General features: G+C 67.1%; 17 protein-coding genes, 1 tRNA gene and 2 pseudogenes. 10 read left to right on the top strand and 10 right to left on the bottom strand.

Annotation, left to right across the window (positions count from 1 at the left end):
* Window positions 1-130 precede the first annotated feature (130 nt).
* The 4 genes from ABLE43_RS06765 (at window position 131) to ABLE43_RS06750 (ending at window position 5,771) form a co-directional block, all read left to right on the top strand.
* Complete coding sequence (locus ABLE43_RS06765) at window positions 131-2,359, top strand: S9 family peptidase (protein ID WP_348977721.1); 2,229 nt, start codon at window positions 131-133, stop codon at window positions 2,357-2,359.
* Between the two features lie 188 nt (window positions 2,360-2,547).
* Entirely contained in the window at window positions 2,548-3,909 is a 1,362-nt protein-coding gene (locus tag ABLE43_RS06760; RefSeq protein WP_348977720.1) for a DUF418 domain-containing protein, read from the top strand.
* Between the two features lie 59 nt (window positions 3,910-3,968).
* A complete protein-coding gene (locus ABLE43_RS06755; protein WP_348977719.1) occupies window positions 3,969-4,994 on the top strand; it encodes an aspartate-semialdehyde dehydrogenase in 1,026 nt (341 codons plus the stop codon).
* A 96-nt stretch (window positions 4,995-5,090) separates the two neighbouring features.
* Window positions 5,091-5,771, top strand: a complete 681-nt coding sequence (locus tag ABLE43_RS06750; protein WP_348977718.1) for a methyl-accepting chemotaxis protein — start codon at window positions 5,091-5,093, stop codon at window positions 5,769-5,771.
* Between the two features lie 12 nt (window positions 5,772-5,783).
* Here ABLE43_RS06750 and ABLE43_RS06745 read toward each other — a convergent pair whose 3' ends face one another.
* The gene (locus ABLE43_RS06745) at window positions 5,784-6,431 is read right to left on the bottom strand and encodes a DUF6198 family protein (protein ID WP_348977717.1); all 648 of its coding nucleotides are present in this window, start codon (window positions 6,429-6,431) and stop codon (window positions 5,784-5,786) included.
* Window positions 6,432-6,564: 133 nt separating this feature from the next.
* Between ABLE43_RS06745 and ABLE43_RS06740 the strand changes: the two genes are divergently transcribed.
* Window positions 6,565-7,323 carry an alpha/beta fold hydrolase gene (locus ABLE43_RS06740; RefSeq protein WP_348977716.1) on the top strand — a complete coding sequence of 253 codons (759 nt, stop codon included), beginning with the start codon at window positions 6,565-6,567 and terminating at the stop codon, window positions 7,321-7,323.
* Window positions 7,324-7,469: 146 nt separating this feature from the next.
* On the opposite strand, the gene ABLE43_RS06735 is transcribed toward ABLE43_RS06740, so the two are convergent.
* Window positions 7,470-8,138, bottom strand: a complete 669-nt coding sequence (locus ABLE43_RS06735) for a glutathione S-transferase family protein (protein WP_348977715.1) — start codon at window positions 8,136-8,138, stop codon at window positions 7,470-7,472.
* 77 nt (window positions 8,139-8,215) lie between these two features.
* Here ABLE43_RS06735 and ABLE43_RS06730 point away from each other — a divergent pair, with 77 nt between their 5' ends.
* Window positions 8,216-8,833, top strand: coding sequence for an exopolysaccharide biosynthesis protein (locus tag ABLE43_RS06730; protein WP_348977714.1), 618 nt, complete (start codon window positions 8,216-8,218; stop codon window positions 8,831-8,833).
* 129 nt (window positions 8,834-8,962) lie between these two features.
* On the opposite strand, the gene yihA is transcribed toward ABLE43_RS06730, so the two are convergent.
* The 6 genes from yihA to ABLE43_RS06700 form a co-directional block, all read right to left on the bottom strand.
* A complete protein-coding gene (gene yihA, locus ABLE43_RS06725; RefSeq protein ID WP_348977713.1) occupies window positions 8,963-9,631 on the bottom strand; it encodes a ribosome biogenesis GTP-binding protein YihA/YsxC in 669 nt (222 codons plus the stop codon).
* Window positions 9,628-11,325, bottom strand: a complete 1,698-nt coding sequence (gene yidC / locus ABLE43_RS06720) for a membrane protein insertase YidC (protein ID WP_348977712.1) — start codon at window positions 11,323-11,325, stop codon at window positions 9,628-9,630. The genes yihA and yidC overlap by 4 nt, the downstream gene beginning before the upstream one ends.
* A 27-nt stretch (window positions 11,326-11,352) precedes the next feature.
* Entirely contained in the window at window positions 11,353-11,547 is a 195-nt protein-coding gene (gene yidD / locus ABLE43_RS06715) for a membrane protein insertion efficiency factor YidD (protein WP_348977913.1), read from the bottom strand.
* Window positions 11,548-11,582: 35 nt separating this feature from the next.
* Entirely contained in the window at window positions 11,583-11,915 is a 333-nt protein-coding gene (rnpA, locus tag ABLE43_RS06710) for a ribonuclease P protein component (protein WP_348977711.1), read from the bottom strand.
* A 5-nt stretch (window positions 11,916-11,920) separates the two neighbouring features.
* Window positions 11,921-12,055 carry a 50S ribosomal protein L34 gene (rpmH, locus tag ABLE43_RS06705; protein ID WP_055760664.1) on the bottom strand — a complete coding sequence of 45 codons (135 nt, stop codon included), beginning with the start codon at window positions 12,053-12,055 and terminating at the stop codon, window positions 11,921-11,923.
* A gap of 97 nt (window positions 12,056-12,152) precedes the next feature.
* Entirely contained in the window at window positions 12,153-12,401 is a 249-nt protein-coding gene (locus ABLE43_RS06700) for a hypothetical protein (protein WP_348977710.1), read from the bottom strand.
* Window positions 12,402-12,515: 114 nt separating this feature from the next.
* On the opposite strand from ABLE43_RS06700, the gene ABLE43_RS06695 reads away from it, so the two are divergent.
* The 3 genes from ABLE43_RS06695 (at window position 12,516) to ABLE43_RS06685 (ending at window position 14,935) form a co-directional block, all read left to right on the top strand.
* Entirely contained in the window at window positions 12,516-14,021 is a 1,506-nt protein-coding gene (locus ABLE43_RS06695; protein ID WP_348977709.1) for a YifB family Mg chelatase-like AAA ATPase, read from the top strand.
* Window positions 14,022-14,051: 30 nt separating this feature from the next.
* A complete protein-coding gene (locus tag ABLE43_RS06690; protein ID WP_348977708.1) occupies window positions 14,052-14,441 on the top strand; it encodes a DUF805 domain-containing protein in 390 nt (129 codons plus the stop codon).
* A gap of 410 nt (window positions 14,442-14,851) precedes the next feature.
* Window positions 14,852-14,935: transfer RNA gene (locus ABLE43_RS06685), tRNA-Leu, on the top strand.
* Window positions 14,936-14,953: 18 nt separating this feature from the next.
* Here the strand turns inward: ABLE43_RS06685 and ABLE43_RS06680 are convergent.
* On the bottom strand, window positions 14,954-15,190 hold the full coding sequence (locus ABLE43_RS06680) for a helix-turn-helix transcriptional regulator (RefSeq protein ID WP_348977707.1): 237 nt from the start codon (window positions 15,188-15,190) through the stop codon (window positions 14,954-14,956).
* A 362-nt stretch (window positions 15,191-15,552) separates the two neighbouring features.
* Between ABLE43_RS06680 and ABLE43_RS06675 the strand changes: the two are divergent.
* Window positions 15,553-16,485 (top strand): annotated as a pseudogene (locus ABLE43_RS06675) (DDE-type integrase/transposase/recombinase).
* Between the two features lie 133 nt (window positions 16,486-16,618).
* Here ABLE43_RS06675 and ABLE43_RS06670 read toward each other — a convergent pair.
* A pseudogene (locus ABLE43_RS06670) lies at window positions 16,619-17,198 on the bottom strand (transposase); the annotation flags it as partial.

Here is a 17,198-nt window from a genome sequence, read left to right as displayed (position 1 = left end):
CAGCGGCATTCTTCTCAGGCAGGGGAGCGAACGTGCGACCGCGTGGTCGCGCCGAACCCACCGAAATTTCCGCCATTTACTGACTGCCCGTATCCGGCGATACCATCGCGGTAATCGGAGACGGGGCAGTATGGTGAAATGGTGGTTGGGCGTGGCGTTGCTGGCATTGGGGCAGGCGGGCATGGCGAGTGAACCGGCGGCCCCGGCCAAACCGGGCGACCTGACGCTCGAACGGGTCTTCGCCAGCCCTGACCTGAACGGCCCCGCGCCGCAGAGCCTGAAGCTCTCGCCCGACGGGCACTATGTCACGCTGCTGCGCAACCGCCCCGACGAGCGCGAGCGGTTCGACCTGTGGGCGATGGACACCGCCACGCGCGAATGGCGGATGCTGGTGGACAGCAAGAAGGTGGGCACCGGCGCGGAACTGTCCGAGGCGGAGAAGATGCAGCGCGAGCGCGACCGCTCGCTGACCGGCAAGCGCGGCATCCTCGCCTATGACTGGTCGCCCGACGGCAAGTCGATCCTCGTGCCGCTGGACGGCGACCTGTATCTGGCGACGATCGACGGCGAGGTCCGCCGCCTGACCAACAGCGAGAGCGGCGAGCTGAACCCGGTGGTCAGCCCCGAAGGACGCTATGTCAGTTTCGTGCGCGACCAGAATCTGGTGGCGCTGGACCTGCGATCGGGGCGCGAGACGCCGCTGACGACCGAGGGCAAGGGCACGGTCCACTTCGGCGAGGCCGAATTCGTCGCGCAGGAGGAAATGGGGCGGCGCACCGGATACTGGTGGTCGCCCGACGACCGGCTGGTCGCGGTCGAACGCTTCGACGAGGCGCCGGTCGGCATCGTCACCCGCTCGGCGATCGGCGCGGAAGGCACGAGCATCTACCAGCAGCGCTATCCCAAGGCGGGGACGGCGAACGTACTGGTCGAGCTGTACGTCATGCGCCCGGACGGGTCGGGCAAGGTCAAGGTCGATCTCGGCCCCGACGCCGACATCTATCTGGCGCGGGTCGACTGGACGCCCGACGGCAAGGCGCTGCTGGTCCAGCGGCAGAACCGGGCGCAGACCCGGCTGGACATGCTGCGCGTCGATCCCGCCACGGGCACGTCCACGGTGCTGTTCAGCGAGGAATCCGGCCCCAAGAGCTGGGTCAACCTGTCTGACGCCTATCAGCCGATGCGGGACGGGTCGCTGATCTGGTGGTCCGAGCGCGACGGCTATGGCCATCTCTATCGCTGGAAGGCGGGCAGGTGGACCCAGTTGACCAGGGGGCAATGGGCGGTCGGTGCGCTCGCGGGCGTGGATGAGGCGAAGGGCCGCATCTATTTCACCGCGAACAAGGACGATGTGCTCGAAAAGCAGCTCTACACCGTCGATCTGGCGAAGCCCGGCGTCGTGACCCGGCTGACCGAGCGCGGCTGGTCCTACGGCGCGTCGATGGACGGGAAGGCGACGCGGCTGATCGTCACCCGCTCCAACCCGGACCAGCCCGCGCAGACCTATCTCGCCGATACCTCGGCCAGGCGGCTGGCGTGGATCAACGAGAATGCGCTGACCGGCGACCATCCCTATGCCCCCTATGTCGCCAGCCACCGCCCGACGCAGTTCGGGACGGTGAAGGCGAAGGACGGATCGACGCTCTACTGGAACATGATCACCCCGGCGCTGGAGCCGGGCAAGCGCTATCCGGTGTTCTTCTCGCACTATGGCGGGCCGCACAGCCAGGTCGTGCGCCGGGCATGGGGCGGGGCGCTGCGCCAGTATCTGGTCGACCGCGGCTGGATCTGGTTCGAGATCGACAATCGCGGCTCGCCCGATCGCGGCAAGGCGTTCGAGGACCAGATCCATCAGGCGATGGGCAGCGTCGAGGTCGAGGACCAGCTGACCGGCGCCGACTATCTCAAGTCGCTGCCGTTCGTGGACCCGGAAAAGATCGCGATCTACGGCTGGTCCTACGGCGGCTACATGACGCTCAAGATGCTGGAAAAGGCGCCGGGCGTGTTCGCCGCCGGGGTCGCGGGCGCGCCGGTCAGCCGGTGGGAGCTGTACGACACCCATTATACCGAGCGGTATATGGGCGATCCGCGACAGGTGCCCGACGCCTATGCAAGGTCGGCGACCGTGGCGGATGCGGCGAAGATCGCCGATCCGATGCTGCTGATCCACGGCATGGCCGACGACAATGTCGTGCTCGAACATTCGACCGCGATGATGGCGGCGATGCAGAAGTCGAAGACGCCGTTCGAGCTGATGCTCTATCCGGGGCAGACCCACCGGGTCGGCGGTCCGGGCATCAGCGAGCATCTGTGGACGACGATCCTCGACTTCCTCGACCGGCATGTGACCGAAAAGTAACGAAAAGCTCCCGTTCGTCCCGAGCAAGGTCGAGGGACGGGCGGCAGGCGTATCGCACGGTGTCTCGACTGCGCCCGACACGAACGGCAGGAACTGGAGGGCCCGCTGATGGTGGCCTGATCTATGCTGTTGGCAGGTGACTTGCCCCCATGGTACGCTACGCGCCGTACTTCGGGGGGAGTCGGAACATGAGCGGGGATGCGGTCGGAATTGCGCCGGTGACGGGGCGGGCGCGGATCGATGTCCTGGACGTGCTGCGCGGCCTCGCCATCCTGTTCATCTTCTACATGAATGTCCCGATCCAGGCGTCGTCGGTGACGAAGCTGTTCGCCGATCCGCGGCTGGTCGGCTGGACCCCGATCGACAGGACGGCATGGGTGCTGGTCGACGTGCTGCTGGAGGGGACGCAGCGCGGGATGCTGGAGCTGCTGTTCGGCGCGGGCTTCATGGTGCTGACCGCGCGGGCGATGCGGCCCGACGGGCCGGTCGCGGTCGCCGACCTGTTCTTCCGCCGGACGCTGTGGCTGCTCGCCTTCGGCCTCGTCAACGTGTTCGTCGTGCTGTGGGTCGGCGATATCCTGACCGTCTATGCCATCGCCTCGTTGTTCCTGTTTCCCTTCCGCCTGCTGGGGCCGAAGGCGCTGGTCGCGATCGGCAGCCTGTTCGCGCTGCTGACGGCGGTGATGGGCGGCATGGAATATGCCGAACGGGTCCAGCTCCAGACCAGGGTCGAGCGCGCGCAGGCCGCACAGGCGGCGGGGCGCACCGTCGCGAAGGACGACGCCAAGGCGCTGGCCGAATGGAACAAGAAGATCGCCGCGCGCCAGCCCAACGAGAAGCTGGCGAAGGACCTGGTCAAGGAGCGCAAGGCGCATGCCGGCGGCTGGTTCCCCTATGCCGCTTTCTTCTGGGAAGCATGGCTGAAGTTCATGGTGGGCAAGGGTTTCATCGGCATGGCGGCGGTCGAGGCGTTCTGCGTCATGCTGATCGGCGCCGCGCTGTGGAAGTGGCGCGTGATCCAGGGCGGACGCTCGGCGCGCTTCTATCTGGTGATGACGCTGGTCGCCTATGGCTTCGGCATCACCGCGCGGGCGGTGGGGGCAGGCGAGGTGCTGACCTTCTCGCCCGCCCCCAAGACGATCTGGATCACCGAGGAGGCGGCGCGGATCGCGGTGTCGATCGGGCATGTGGCGCTCGTCAATCTGGCGATGCGGTCGGTGGCGGGCACGCGGCTGCTCAGCCCGTTCAAGGCGGTCGGGCGGACGGCCTTCTCGGTCTATTTCCTCGAACAGATCATCGGGCTGCACATCCTGTTCGCGCCATACGGGCTGAACCTGTGGGACCGCTATGGCCATGCCGCGCAGTTCGCGATCGCGACCGGGGTGATCGTGCTGTGCACCATAGTCGCGAACCTGTGGGTGCTGCGCTTCGCCAACGGGCCGCTCGAATGGGCGTGGCGCAGCCTCGCCTATTGGCAGCGGCAGCCGTTCCGCCGCCGCCCGGCGGCGGTCGCCGAACCGCTGCCGGGACCCACGCTCGCCGCCGCGTGACTTTACAAAAGGTGCAAAGCGGCTATTCCGCGCGCAAGATTTGATCGCGGAGAAGGCAAGTGGGTTATCGGGTAGTGGTTGCGGGCGCGACCGGCAATGTCGGGCGCGAAATGCTGAACATCCTCGCCGAGCGGGAATTCCCGATCGACGAGCTGGCGGTGCTGGCCTCGTCGCGCTCGGCGGGCGACATGGCGGACTTCGGCGAGACCGGCAAGCAGTACAAGATCCAGAATATCGAGCATTTCGACCCGACCGGATGGGACATGGCGCTGTTCGCGATCGGCAGCGAGGCGACCAAGGTGTACGCGCCCAAGTTCGCCGCCGCCGGGTGCACCGTGATCGACAATTCGTCGCTCTATCGCATGGACCCCGACGTGCCGCTGATCGTGCCGGAGGTGAACCCGGAGGCGATCGACGGGTACAAGGCACGCAACATCATCGCCAACCCCAATTGCTCGACCGCGCAGATGGTGGTGGCATTGAAGCCGCTGCACGACGCCGCCACGATCACGCGCGTCGTCGTCGCGACCTATCAATCGGTGTCGGGCGCGGGCAAGGCGGGGATGGACGAGCTGTTCGAGCAGAGCCGCAACATCTTCGTCGGCGATTCGGCCGACCCCAAGAAGTTCACCAAGCAGATCGCGTTCAACGTGATCCCGCACATCGACAGCTTCCTCGACGACGGGTCGACCAAGGAAGAATGGAAGATGGTGGTCGAAACCAAGAAGATCCTCGATCCCAAGATCAAGGTCGTCGCCACCTGTGTCCGCGTGCCGGTGTTCGTCGGCCATTCGGAAGCGATCAACATCGAACTGGAACGCGAACTGTCGGCGGAGGATGCGCAGAAGATCCTGCGCGAGGCGCCCGGCATCATGCTGGTCGACAAGCGCGAGGACGGCGGATACGCGACGCCGATCGAATGCGTCGGCGACTTCGCGACCTATGTCAGCCGCGTGCGGGAGGATTCGACCGTGGAGAACGGCCTCGCGCTGTGGTGCGTGTCGGACAATCTGCGCAAGGGCGCTGCGCTCAACGCGGTGCAGATCGCGGAATTGCTGGGGCGCCGCCACCTGCAAAAGGCCTGATCGGTACGATCGGGACCGGGTTTGCCGGTCCGTCCGCGCAACGCCTAAGCGATCGTTAACGTCATCGCGCTATGTCCGGAACACGGGAGTAGCGTGATGACGACGGAACGGATCGGGTATTCGGGTACATGGGATGCGATCTGCCGGTCGCAGCTCGTCGTCGAGCTGGGGCTGGACGGCACGATCCTGTGGGCGAATGATCGCTTTCTCGACGTCATGGGCTATCGGCTGGGCGAGGTGCAGGGGCGGCATCATCGCATGGTCTGCGCGGGCCATGATGCCGCGTCGCCCGAATATGCCGAATTCTGGCACAAGCTGGGCAGCGGGGCGTTCGATGCGGGCCTGTACCGCCGCATCGCGCGCGACGGCAGCGAACGCTGGTTGCAGGCGACCTATAATCCGATCCTCGAGGACGGACGCCCGGTGAAGGTCGTCAAGATCGCGACCGACCAGACGCGGCAGGTGCGGCTGGAACAGGAAGTGCAGCAGGCGTTCGACGAAGGCATGCGCTATCACCGCGAATTGCAGGTGCAGCGCAACGAATTGCAGGCGGCGGTCACGCAGCTGGCGGGAATCGTCGCCGCGATCAGCGGCATCGCGTCGCAGACGCGGCTGGTGGCGCTGAACGCCGCGATCGAGGCGGCGCGTGCGGGCGATGCGGGCCGCGGATTCGCGGTCGTCGCCAACGAGGTGCGCAAGCTGGCGGAGGATACCCGCACCGCGACCGAGCGGGCGAGCACGATGCTGCACGATCATCGCGACATCATCGCCGCCTGACGGCCGCCGCGCTCAATAGCCGGTGTAGCGCCCCGGCCGGTGCCATGCGATCAGGATGCCGCTGATCGCCGCCGCGCTCAGCGCCGACCACGCGACCTGCGCCGGGGCCACCACCGCGAACGACACGGCAAGGATCGCGAGGTCGATCAGCACCTGCGTGCGCCCCGCGTTCCAGCCGCGCGTGCGTTGCAGCCACAGCGTCACCACGCCGGTCCCGCCGACCCCCGCGTCATGCCGGGCGAGCGCGAGGATGCCCATGCCGATGACGGTGCCGCCCGCGATCGCGGCAAAGGCGGGATGCACCTCGACGATGCGAAAGCCGTAGCGCGCCATGCTGGAGAAGCCCGCGATCCCGGCGTTGACCGCGATCGTGCGCCACATGAACCGGCTGCCCATCGCGCGCTTGGCGAACAGGAAGAAGGGGATGTTGATGAGGGTGAACAGCACGCCGGTCGGCAGCGGCACCAGATAGGAGACCAGCAGCGCCACCCCGGCGATGCCGCCCGTCACCAGCCCGGCGGCATGGAGCAGCGCGAGGCCGAGCGCGATCATCACGCAGCCGACGGTGATGGCATAGACATCCTCGGAACGGCTGTGGGGTACGGCATGGGGCGGGGCGGCGGGGGCGATGGCGGCGGACTCCGGACTGGCGGCCGGCACCCTCTCCCGCATGTTCTTTTGTTGCGCGAACTCTATCGCGCCGCGGGCGACGGGGGAAGGGGGTGCGTCGCCTCGACAGGCGCGCGCTCGCGGCCTATCGCCGGGCGTCCCACCGCCTGCCGGAGCGCGCGCCTTGTCCGAAGCCACCGTCACCACCCACCGCTTCGCCAGCTTCGACGGCGAGGAGATCGTCTGGCACGAACTGGGCACGGGGCGGCCGACCATCCTGATCCACGGCTATTTCAGCGACGCCCGGACCAACTGGATCCGCTACGGCCATGCCGCGAAGGTCGCGGCGCTGGGGCGTCGGGTCATCATGCCCGACCTGCGCGCGCATGGGCAGAGCGCCCGGCCGCACGACGCCGCCGCCTATCCGCCCGACGCGCTGGCGCTGGACGGCATGGCGCTGCTCGCGCATCTCGGGCTCACCGACTACGACCTCGGCGGCTATTCGCTGGGAGCGCGGACGGTGGTGCGGATGCTGACGATGGGGGCGGCCCCGGACAAGGTGGTGCTGAGCGGCATGGGGCTGGAGGGGCTGCTCGACACCGGCGCACGCGCGGCGCATTTCCGCCGCATCCTGACCGGCCTCGGCAGCTTCGCGCGCGGCACGCCCGAATGGATGGCGGAGGCGTTCCTCAAGACGACGGGGGGCGATCCGGTGGCGCTGCTCGGCATCCTCGACACCTTCGTCGATACGACGCGCGCGGAGCTGGCCGCGATTACGCAGCCGGTGCTGGTGCTGGCGGGCGAGGAGGACGACGACAACGGCAGCCATGCGGCGCTGGCCGAACTGCTCCCCGACGCGCGGCTGGCCGAGGTGCCGGGCGGTCACATGAGCGCGGTGACGAAACGCGAACTGGGCGAGGCGATCGCGGCGTTCCTGGGGTAGCAAATCCTCCCCGGCACGAGGAGGGGGACCGTTCGCGAAGCGAATGGTGGAGGGGGATCGCCGCCAACGCGACGGTACCGTATGCGGACACCCTCCTCCACCATGCTGCGTATGGTCCCCCTCCCCGTGCCGGGGAGGAGCGTGCGTCACTTCACCGGCTGCTCATATTGCTCGAGCACCCATTCCTCCTCCTGCGCGGCGGCGATCCAGTCCTGCATCCACGGGTGGTTGATCAGGGTGATGATGTACCCCATCGCGAAGCGCGGGCAGGGCAGCGAATAGGTGACGATGCGCGTTGCGACCGGTGCGAACATGATGTCCGCCGCGCCGAATTCCCCGAACAGATAGTCGCCGCCATGGCCGAAGCGCGCCCGCGCCTGCGCCCAGAGTTCGTAGATGCGGGTCAGGTCGGCGGCGACATCGGCGTCGGGCTGGGTCGGTTCATAGACCTGGCGCACGTTCATGCTGTGCTTGCGACGCAGCGGGGCGAAGCCCGAATGCATCTCCGCCGCCATCGACCGCGCCATCGCCCGCGCCGCCGGATCGACGGGCCAGAACCGATCCCCGCCCGACTTCTCGTTGAGATATTCGACGATGGCGAGGCTGTCCCACACCACGATCTCGTCGCCGTCCCACAGGATCGGCACCTTGCCCGACGAGGGTGCGAACTCGTCGCCCTCGCGCCGCTTGTCCCAGTCGGCGTCGTACAGCGGCACGACCACTTCCTCGAACGGCAGGCCCGACTGCTTGGCCGCCAGCCAGCCGCGCAGCGACCAGGAGGAATAGGCCTTGTTCCCGATGATGAGCTTCAGCATGGACCGGGTGTAGCGGGGGCGGGGGGCGTCTGTCGACCGTTTCGGAACCGTTATTGCGGCGACGGGTTGCGATACCCATGGATGGAAACGAACAGGGCGGCGACCCGCACAGCGTCGGCGAAGTGCTTGATCGGCTGAAGGAACTCGGGGCTCAGGCAGGCGACGAGAAGGCGAAGCTGGGCGACATGCTCGAGGCGCTGGGTCAGCGGGCGTACGGTCCGTTCTTCATCCTCTTTCCGCTGATCGACATCTCGCCGGTCGGCGGCATCCCCGGCCTGCCCACCGCAATGGCGGTGGTGATGATCCTGCTGGCGGTACAGCTGATCCTGGGGCGCGAGCATCTGTGGCTGCCGGGGTTTCTCGCCAATCGCGGGCTGAAGGGCGACAAGCTGGTCAAGGTGGCCGACAAGACGCGCGGCATCGCCCGGCGCATGGACCAGTGGTTCCACGGACGGTTGCCCGCGCTGACCAGGGGGCCGATGGTGAAGGTCGCGGGGGTGGCGGTGATCCTGCTGTGCCTGACGGTGCCGCCGCTCGAGCTGCTGCCCTTTGCCAGCACCGCGCCGATGGCGGCGATCATGGCGTTCGGCATCGCGCTGCTGGTGCGCGACGGGGCGCTGATGATCGTCGCGCTGCTGCTGTCGGCGGGCGCGGTGGCGCTGGGGGCCGGGTTGTTCGCGTCGCGCGGGGGGTGAGGGACGGGGGCTGCCTGTCGTCGTCGATCCGTCATCCCGGCGCAGGCCGGGATCCATGGATCGGCGACGTCCGCGGTAGAGTCGCCGGCACCCGACACCATGGATTCCGGCCTTCGCCGGAATGACGCATTACCCGATCGACTCGATCACCGCCGCGCGCAGTTCGGCGATGCCCATGCCCTTCTCGCTCGACGTGGCGATCACGTCGGGGTGGGCGGCGGGGCGTTTGCGGACCTCTTCGGACACGGCATGGTACACCGCGTCGAGTTCGGTCGCCTTCACCTTGTCCGCCTTGGTCAGCACGATGCGATAGCTGCTCGCCGCCTTGTCGAGCATCGTGAACACCTCGCGGTCGACGTCCTTGATGCCGTGGCGCGAATCGATCAGCACCAGCGTGCGCTTGAGAACCTGTCGCCCGCGCAGATAGTCGTTCACGAGGTAGCGCCACTTGCGCACCATGTCCTTGGGTGCCTTGGCGAAACCATAGCCGGGCATGTCGACCAGCCGCAGCCGGAGCGGCGCGCCCACGTCGAAGAAGTTCAGCTCCTGCGTCCGCCCCGGCGTGACCGAGGTCCGCGCCAGCGAGGTGCGCCCGGTCAGCGCGTTCAACAGCGACGACTTGCCCACGTTCGAGCGGCCCGCAAACGCGATCTCGGCCACCTCCGGCGGGGGCAGGTGTTCGAGCGACGGGGCGGACTTCAGGAAATCGATCCGTCCGGCGAACAGCTTGCGCGCCGCCTCGACCAGTTCGTCGTCGAAGCGGACGTCCCCCGGCGGGGCGGGGGGCGTGTCGCTCACTTCGCCGCCGCCTGGCGCAGCGCCGGGTGCCGCGCGTACAGCAGCTGCTGCTGCGCGATGGTCAGCACGTTCGACGTGATCCAGTACACCTGCAAGCCGACCGCGAACGGGGCCATGATGAACATCAGCACCCACGGCATCAGCCCGAAGACCTGCTTCTGCATGTCGTCCATCGGCGCGGGGTTCAGCTTGAACTGGAAGTACATCGAGATGCCGAGCAGCACCGGCACGATGCCGATCGCGAGGAAATGCGGCGGGGTGAAGTCGAGATAGCCGAACAGGTTCAGGATCGTCGCCGGATCGGGCGCGGACAGATCCTTGATCCAGCCGACGAACGGCTGGTGCCGCATCTCGATGGTCAGCAGCAGCACCTTGTACAGCGCATAGAAGATCGGAATCTGGATCAGTGTCGGCAGGCAGCCTGCGACCGGATTGACCTTCTCCTGCTTGTAGAGCGCCATCATCTCCTGCTGCAGGCGCGGCTTGTCGTCCTTGTAGCGTTCCTGCAGCACCTTCAGCTTGGGCTGCACCGCGCGCATCGCCGCCATCGACGCGAACTGGCGCTGGGCGATCGGGAACATCAGCCCGCGGATGGTGAGCGTCAGCAGGATGATCGCCACGCCGAAGTTGCCGACGAGGCGGAACAGCCAGTCGAGATAGACGAAGATCGGCTCCTCGACGATGCGGAACCAGCCCCAGTCGATCGCGCGCGAGAAATAGGGCACGCCCTGTTCCTCATAGGCATTGAGCAGCTTGTTCTCCTTGGCACCCGCGAAGAAGCGCACGCCCTGCGTCAGCACCTGTCCGGGCGCCAGCGTGGCGAGCGTTGGCGAGCTGTAGTCCGCCTGGTGCCGCTGGTCGCCGCCCTTGAGCGACAGCTTGTGATCCACGCCCTGGTCGGGGATCAGCGCGGTCATCCAGTAATGATCGGTGAAGCCGAGCCAGCCGCCCCGGGTCGCGAACGTTTCGGGTTTCTCGTCGATGTCGGTGTAGTTGACGTCGAACTTCACGCCGTTGCCCGCTTCATAGACCGGGCCGACCTGGATCGTCATCGTATCCTTGTCGACCGGCGCGCCGCGGCGGCTCAGCAGGCCGTAGGTCGCGACCTGGATCGGCTGCGGACCCGCGTTCGCCACGCTCTGGCGGATGGTGAACATATAGCCGTCGTCGACCGCGACCTGCATCTGGTAGCGCTGGGTGCCGACGGTGGTCGACAGCGTGACCGGGGTCTCAGGGGTCAGCTTGCTGCCCGAAGCGGTCCAGACCGCGTCGGCGGGCGGGGCGGTGACGCCGGTGCCGCTCCAGCCGAACTGCGCGAAATAGGCGTCGGCCGTGCCCGACGGCGACAGGAGGCGCACCGGCGGCGAATCGGCGGCGATGGTTTCCTTGTGACGGAGCAGCACGAGGTCGTCGATGCGCCCGCCGCGCAGGTTGATCGAGCCGCGCACGCTGGGCGTCTCGATCGCGATGCGCGGGGTCTCGCGCAGCACCAGCGCGCGGTCGCGGATCGCGTTCACGCTGTCGGCGGCGGGATCGGCGGACGGATTGGCGACCGGCTTGGCCTTGCCGTCCTCCACCTTCGCCACCGGCGGGTTGGCGGCGGGGAAGAAGGTGTTGGCGAGATAGGGCCAGCCGAACAGCACCAGCGCGGCCAATACTGCGAACAGCAGGAAATTCTTCTGATCGTCTTTCACGCGCTTGGTCCTTACGGCGTCAGTCTTTCAAGGCACCGGATCATGGCCGTGCCCGCCCCAGGGATGACAGCGCGCGATGCGTTTCGCGGCCAGCCACCCCCCCTTGATCGCGCCATAGCGGCGAAGGGCGGTGATTGCATAGGCCGAACACGACGGCTGATACCGGCAGCAGGGGGGCAGGACCAGCGACGGCCCGAGTTGCCAGCCGCGCGCGACCAGCATCAGCGCACGTGCGGCAAGTCCGGGGCGAGCGTCGCTCACCGTCGGACCTTGCGCAGCGCCTTCGTCAGATCGGCCTTGAGATCGTCGAACGGGCGTTCGATGCCGCCGGCCCGCCCGATCAGGACGTGATCCGCCCCCGCCAGCCCGTGTTCGGGCAGCATCCCGGCGGCGAGCGCGCGGAACCGCCGCTTCATCCGGTTGCGGACGACGGCGTTGCCCACCTTCTTCGACACGGTGATGCCGATTCGCATCGCGTCATCGGCTGCCGCCAGCTCGCCTGCGCGCCGCTGGCGGACCAGCAGGACGAAGCCCGGCATCGGGGCACGTCGTCCTGCATTCGCCGCCAGATAGTCCTGGCGGCGCAGCATCTTGATCAGGCCGACAGCTTCTTGCGGCCGCGCGCACGACGGGCGCGGATCACGTTGCGGCCGCCCGGCGTCGCCATGCGCGAGCGGAAGCCGTGACGACGGGCACGCACCAGGTTGCTCGGCTGAAAAGTCCGCTTCATCACTCATCCCCAGGTATTCGAACTGCGATATAACGTAAAAGGCCGCCCATGACGGCGGCCGTGTGTGGGGAGCCCTTAGCCAGCGCAGGCGGCAAAGTCAACGCGCTACCCCGCGCAACCGCCGCCGCTTCGCACTGGGACGGCGCAGCGCGCGATCGGCGAAGGCGGAGATGCGCGGAAAGCGCCGCATCGTCCGCGCGAACCGCTTCCGCGCCCGGCGCGAGTTGCGCAGGATCAGCGCCAGCCCCGCGGCGAAGGTGAAGATCCCCGCCGGTCCCGGCAGCACCGCGACGACCGGAGTCGCCAGAATCAGCATCGCGCCGAGCATCAGGAGCAGGATCTGCATGATCCCGTTCCCTGCCACCTGTGTGTTGCACTGGCAAGGCAGCGTGCAGGGCGTTCCATCGCGGGAACGAACCGGCTAGACCCTCATGCCGGGGAACAGGGGCGAAAGGCGAACATGGTCGCGATCGTGTCGACGGCGGCGTATCTCGGGCTGGAGGCGCGCCGGGTCGAGGTGCAGGTGCAGCTGGCGCCGGGCATCCCCGCCTTCGTCGTGGTCGGTCTGCCCGACAAGGCGGTGGGGGAAAGCCGCGAACGGGTGCGCGCCGCGATCGCCGCGATCGGGCTGTCGCTTCCACCGAAGCGCATCACGGTGAACCTGTCGCCCGCCGACCTGCCCAAGGAGGGGTCGCATTACGACCTGCCGATCGCGCTGGGGCTGCTGGCGGCGATGGGGGTGGTCGATGCCGAGGGGCTGGCCGACTATCTGGTGGTCGGTGAACTGGGCCTCGACGGGCGGATCGCAGCCTCGCCCGGCGTGCTGCTGGCGGCGATACTGGCGGCGGAGGCGGAACTGGCGCTGATCTGCCCGGCGGCGCAGGGGTCGGAGGCGGCGTGGGCGGGCACCACCATCGCCGCCGCGCCCGACCTGCTGGCGCTCATCAACCATCTGAAGGGAGAGCAGCTGCTGCCCTCGCCCCGGCCCGGCGGGGCGGAGGACGGCGTCCACGGCAACGACCTGGCGCAGGTGAAGGGGCAGGAGGTCGCCAAGCGCGCGCTGGAGATCGCGGCGGCGGGCGGGCACAATCTGCTGATGGTCGGGCCGCCGGGGGCGGGCAAGTCGCTGCTCGCGTCGTGCCTGCCCGGCATATTGCCGCCGCTCGACGCCGCCGAGGCGCTGGAGGTGTCGATGGTCGCCTCGGTCGCGGGGACGCTGTCGGGCGGGCGGATGACGCGGGTGCGCCCGTTCCGCAGCCCGCATCATTCGGCATCGATGGCGGCGCTGACCGGCGGCGGATTGAAGGTCAAGCCCGGCGAGATCAGCATGGCGCATCTGGGCGTGCTGTTCCTCGACGAGCTGCCCGAGTTCCAGCGCGCGGTGCTCGATTCGCTGCGCCAGCCGCTGGAGACGGGGCAGGTGAGCGTGGCGCGGGCGAACGCGCATGTCACCTTTCCGGCGCGGGTGCAGTTGATCGCGGCGATGAACCCGTGCCGCTGCGGCCATCTGGGCGATGCCGCGCTTGCCTGCGCCCGTGCGCCCAAATGCGCGGCGGACTATCAGGCGAAGGTGTCGGGGCCGCTGCTCGACCGCATCGACCTGACGATCGAGATGGCGGCGGTCAGCGCCGCCGATCTCGTGCTGCCGCCGCCCGCCGAAGGATCGGCTGAGGTCGCGGCGCGGGTGCGGCGGGCGCGGGGCGTGCAGCGGGAGCGCTATGGCACGAATGGACCGCGGACCAATGCCGAGGCGGACGGCGCGGTGCTGGCGGAAGCCGCGGTGCTCGACGAACCGGCCCGCGCGCTGCTGGCGCAGGCGGCGGAGGCGATGCGGCTGTCGGCGCGCGGCTATCACCGCGTGCTGCGCGTCGCGCGGACGATCGCCGATCTGGCCGGGGTCGAGCCGATCGGCCGGGCACAGGTGGCGGAAGCGCTCAGCTATCGGCGGCGTGCGCCGGTGAATTGAGACTTCAACGGTTGATACGGGGGCATGACGATGGAATGGATGATCCTGCCGCTCAGGCGCTATTTCGAGATCGGCGGCAGGTCGCGCCGCAACGAATTCTGGATGTTCACGCTGTTCACCATTCTGGTCGGCGTGCTCGCGACGATCGTGGACGGGGCGCTGGGCTTCGGCTGGGACGATACCGGGCCGGTCAACGGCATCACCAGCCTGTTGCTGTTCATCCCCAGCATCACCGTGTCGGTCCGGCGGCTGCACGATATCGACCGGTCGGGCTGGTGGCTGCTGCTGGTGTTCGCGATCGTGATCGGGTGGATCGTGCTGTTCGTGTTCTATGTCACCGAGGGGACGCATGGCCGCAACCGCTTCGGCCCCGATCCCAAGGGCTATCCCGATGCGGATTACCACGATGTCTTTTCCTGAGGTTGCGACGCCGCGCACCATGCGCTAACGGCGTCGCCAGCGTGCCCCTGTGGTGAAATTGGTAGACGCGTCCGACTCGAAAAGCCATGTTGCGATGGCATGCTGGTTCTATGCGGTGAAAGGAGTTCTGTTCAGATTTCAGGCCCTTAGGGGTGATGGAGGCTTGGTGTGGAGATCGTCCGATTCCGCGCTGGGAGCCACATAGGAGCCGACAGAAATCTAGCCGTGGCGAACTCGATCGTAGTCTCGGGATGCGCGCTTCGTTCGACGCATGAACGAAACGCGCTTCCGGTCGGCCGATTGAGGAGATAGAGGGTCGAGCGAGCGGCCGGCGCCCAGCGAAGGCACGACGCTTTGTGGGTCTAGAGATTTCTAATCGACAGATCTATTAGAATACGCAAGTCCACGTTGCGGGCGTGGCGAAATGGTAGACGCAGTGGACTCAAAATCCACCGGAGAAGTCCATGTCGGTTCGAGTCCGACCGCCCGCACCAACTTCAGACCCAGTCGCATCACTTCTTTGTGTTGAAGTCAGTTGTGCTGTCGAAAACCCCTTTATCGGCCCATTCTTCGAGGTCGTGCCGGTCATATAGAACCCGCCGCCCGAACTTCCTGAACCTTGGGCCGCCGCCAACCACGCGTTGCTTTTCAAGGGTTCTGGGCGACAATCCCAAGAAAGCCGCTGCCTCTCGGTTGTTGAGATAGACTGGGCTGCTCGCCGGCAATGGTGAGGGTAGAGGGTCTGCCATGCGGGCCTCATCTGTTCAAATTCGCCACTGCCCGCCTACCGTGACAGACCGAGCGTATCCGATGATCCTCGCTTCCGAAACGGATAGGGCACTGAAGTGCCGATTGCGCAAATTTTGGCCCATTTTAGCGGACGAGAGCTTTCCGTTCCCAAACCGGAGGTCGGCGAGCTCGTTTTTGCCGTCGTGGTGAAAGCGGTTGCGCCACCCGCTCGGTTCTCATCCTGATCGTCCGCTAGACGCGCTCGCCCGGTCACTCACGGCCCGCCAAGGGTGAGGATCGGCCTGACGTCCTCCCTGTTTTTTCATCCAAGCTGAGTGAGAGTTTTCCGGCCCTTTGAAGCCCGCGGGCAAGGAGCTGGGACATGAAGAAGTCGAGATATACGGAAGAGCAGATCGCGTTCGCGCTGAAGCAGGCGGAGATGGGCACGCCGGTGGTCGAGCGGCGGAACCGCCAAAGGTTCCGGCGATGCGTAGCATCGTTGGAAAGAAGGTGGAGGGGTATCGGAGCAGACCTTCTACCGCTGGAAGAAGGTGTATGGTGGGCTGAGGGTCGGCGAGCTGCGGCGGTTAGGGCAACTCGAGGAGGAGAACCGCAAGCTGAAGCAGCTCGTCGCGGACCTGAGCCTGGACAAGCATATCCTGCAGGATGTCCTGGCGAAAAAGCTCTGACGCCCGGGCGACGGCGAGAGATGGTCGCGCACGTCCAGGTGTCCCATGGCGTCAGCGAGCGGCGCAGTTGCCTCGCGCCCGGCGTCGACCGCTCATCGGTGCGATACGTGTCGCACAAGCCGGACCAGGCGCCGCTGCGGCTGCGCATTCATGATCTGGCGGCAGCACGGGTGCGCTATGGCTATTTTCGGATCTACATCCTGCTGCGCCGGGCGGGCTGGCTGGTGAACCACAAGCGGGTTTGCCGGCTGTATCGGGAGGATCGATTGAGCCTTCGGCTCAAGCGTCCTCGTCGCAACGTCAGCGTGGCGAACCGCGAACGCCAGCCTGCGCCCTCGGCGCGCAATGAGGTGTGGTCGATGGACTTTGTCTCGGAGGCCTTGTTCGATGGCCGACGGCTGCGGGCGTTGACGGTGGTCGACGCGTTCACCCGCGAGGCGCTGGCGATCGACGTCGATCAGGGCATCAAGGGCGAGCAGGTTGTCGCGGCGGTGACGCGCATCGCGTCGATGCGTGGTGCGCCAAAGACCATTCGGGTGGACAACGTCCTATGTCGGGAAGCAGCGGCGGGTTTTTGCCAGCAGATATCCATGCACCGACAACCATCGGCACGGCATGCATTCTGAGCCAGATGGCTCCCACCGTCAACGGGATCGCTCCCTGCCATAGCAAACACAGGATCCAGCGGCGCCGGGGCGGCCGTGGTCCTCATCATCCTTAAAACGAGATACGCACCCAGGTGGAAGGCCCGAACATTATCTACAGGGTCGCTCGACGAGCGCCCTCACGGCACTTGCAGAGAGGGGTCCTTCCACCTGGCATCCGACCGTTCGAGGAACGGCCGGTACTCTGTCCCCGTCTTGACGACGGCGTGAGCCACGCGCGCCATCTTGGCGGTGAGCGCCGTCATCGCCTTGCGGCGACGGTCGGCATCGTCCGCGTGCCCGGCGGTGTACCGTCCGAGCTTGTCGCGGAAGCTGTTGTCGCGCTGACGCGCAGCGACCTGGGCAGCCATCCAGAAGGTCCGGCGCAGGCGCGCGTTACCGTACTTGGACAGCTTTGTGCGGCCGCGGAACGTGCCTGACTGGCAGGTCGCGAGATCGAGACCGCAGAATTTCAAAAACTGACGATGATGATTGAAGCGCCGCAGATCACCGGCCTCGGCCAGGATGGTCAGCGCGTTGATCGGACCAATGCCCGGAATGTTGCGCAGCAACTGGTAGTCGACATCATCGGCGAGCCGCGCATGGGCCAGCCGCTCGATCTCGTCACGCTGGTGGATTAGGCTGCGGCCCTGCGCGATGACCATGCGGAACATGGTGACGGCGGCCGAGTCCTC

It is taken from the genome of Sphingomonas silueang, assembly GCF_040049155.1.
GTDB classification, from domain to species: Bacteria; Pseudomonadota; Alphaproteobacteria; order Sphingomonadales; family Sphingomonadaceae; genus Sphingomonas; species Sphingomonas silueang.
This window is presented reverse-complemented; position numbering and strand designations above follow the sequence as displayed.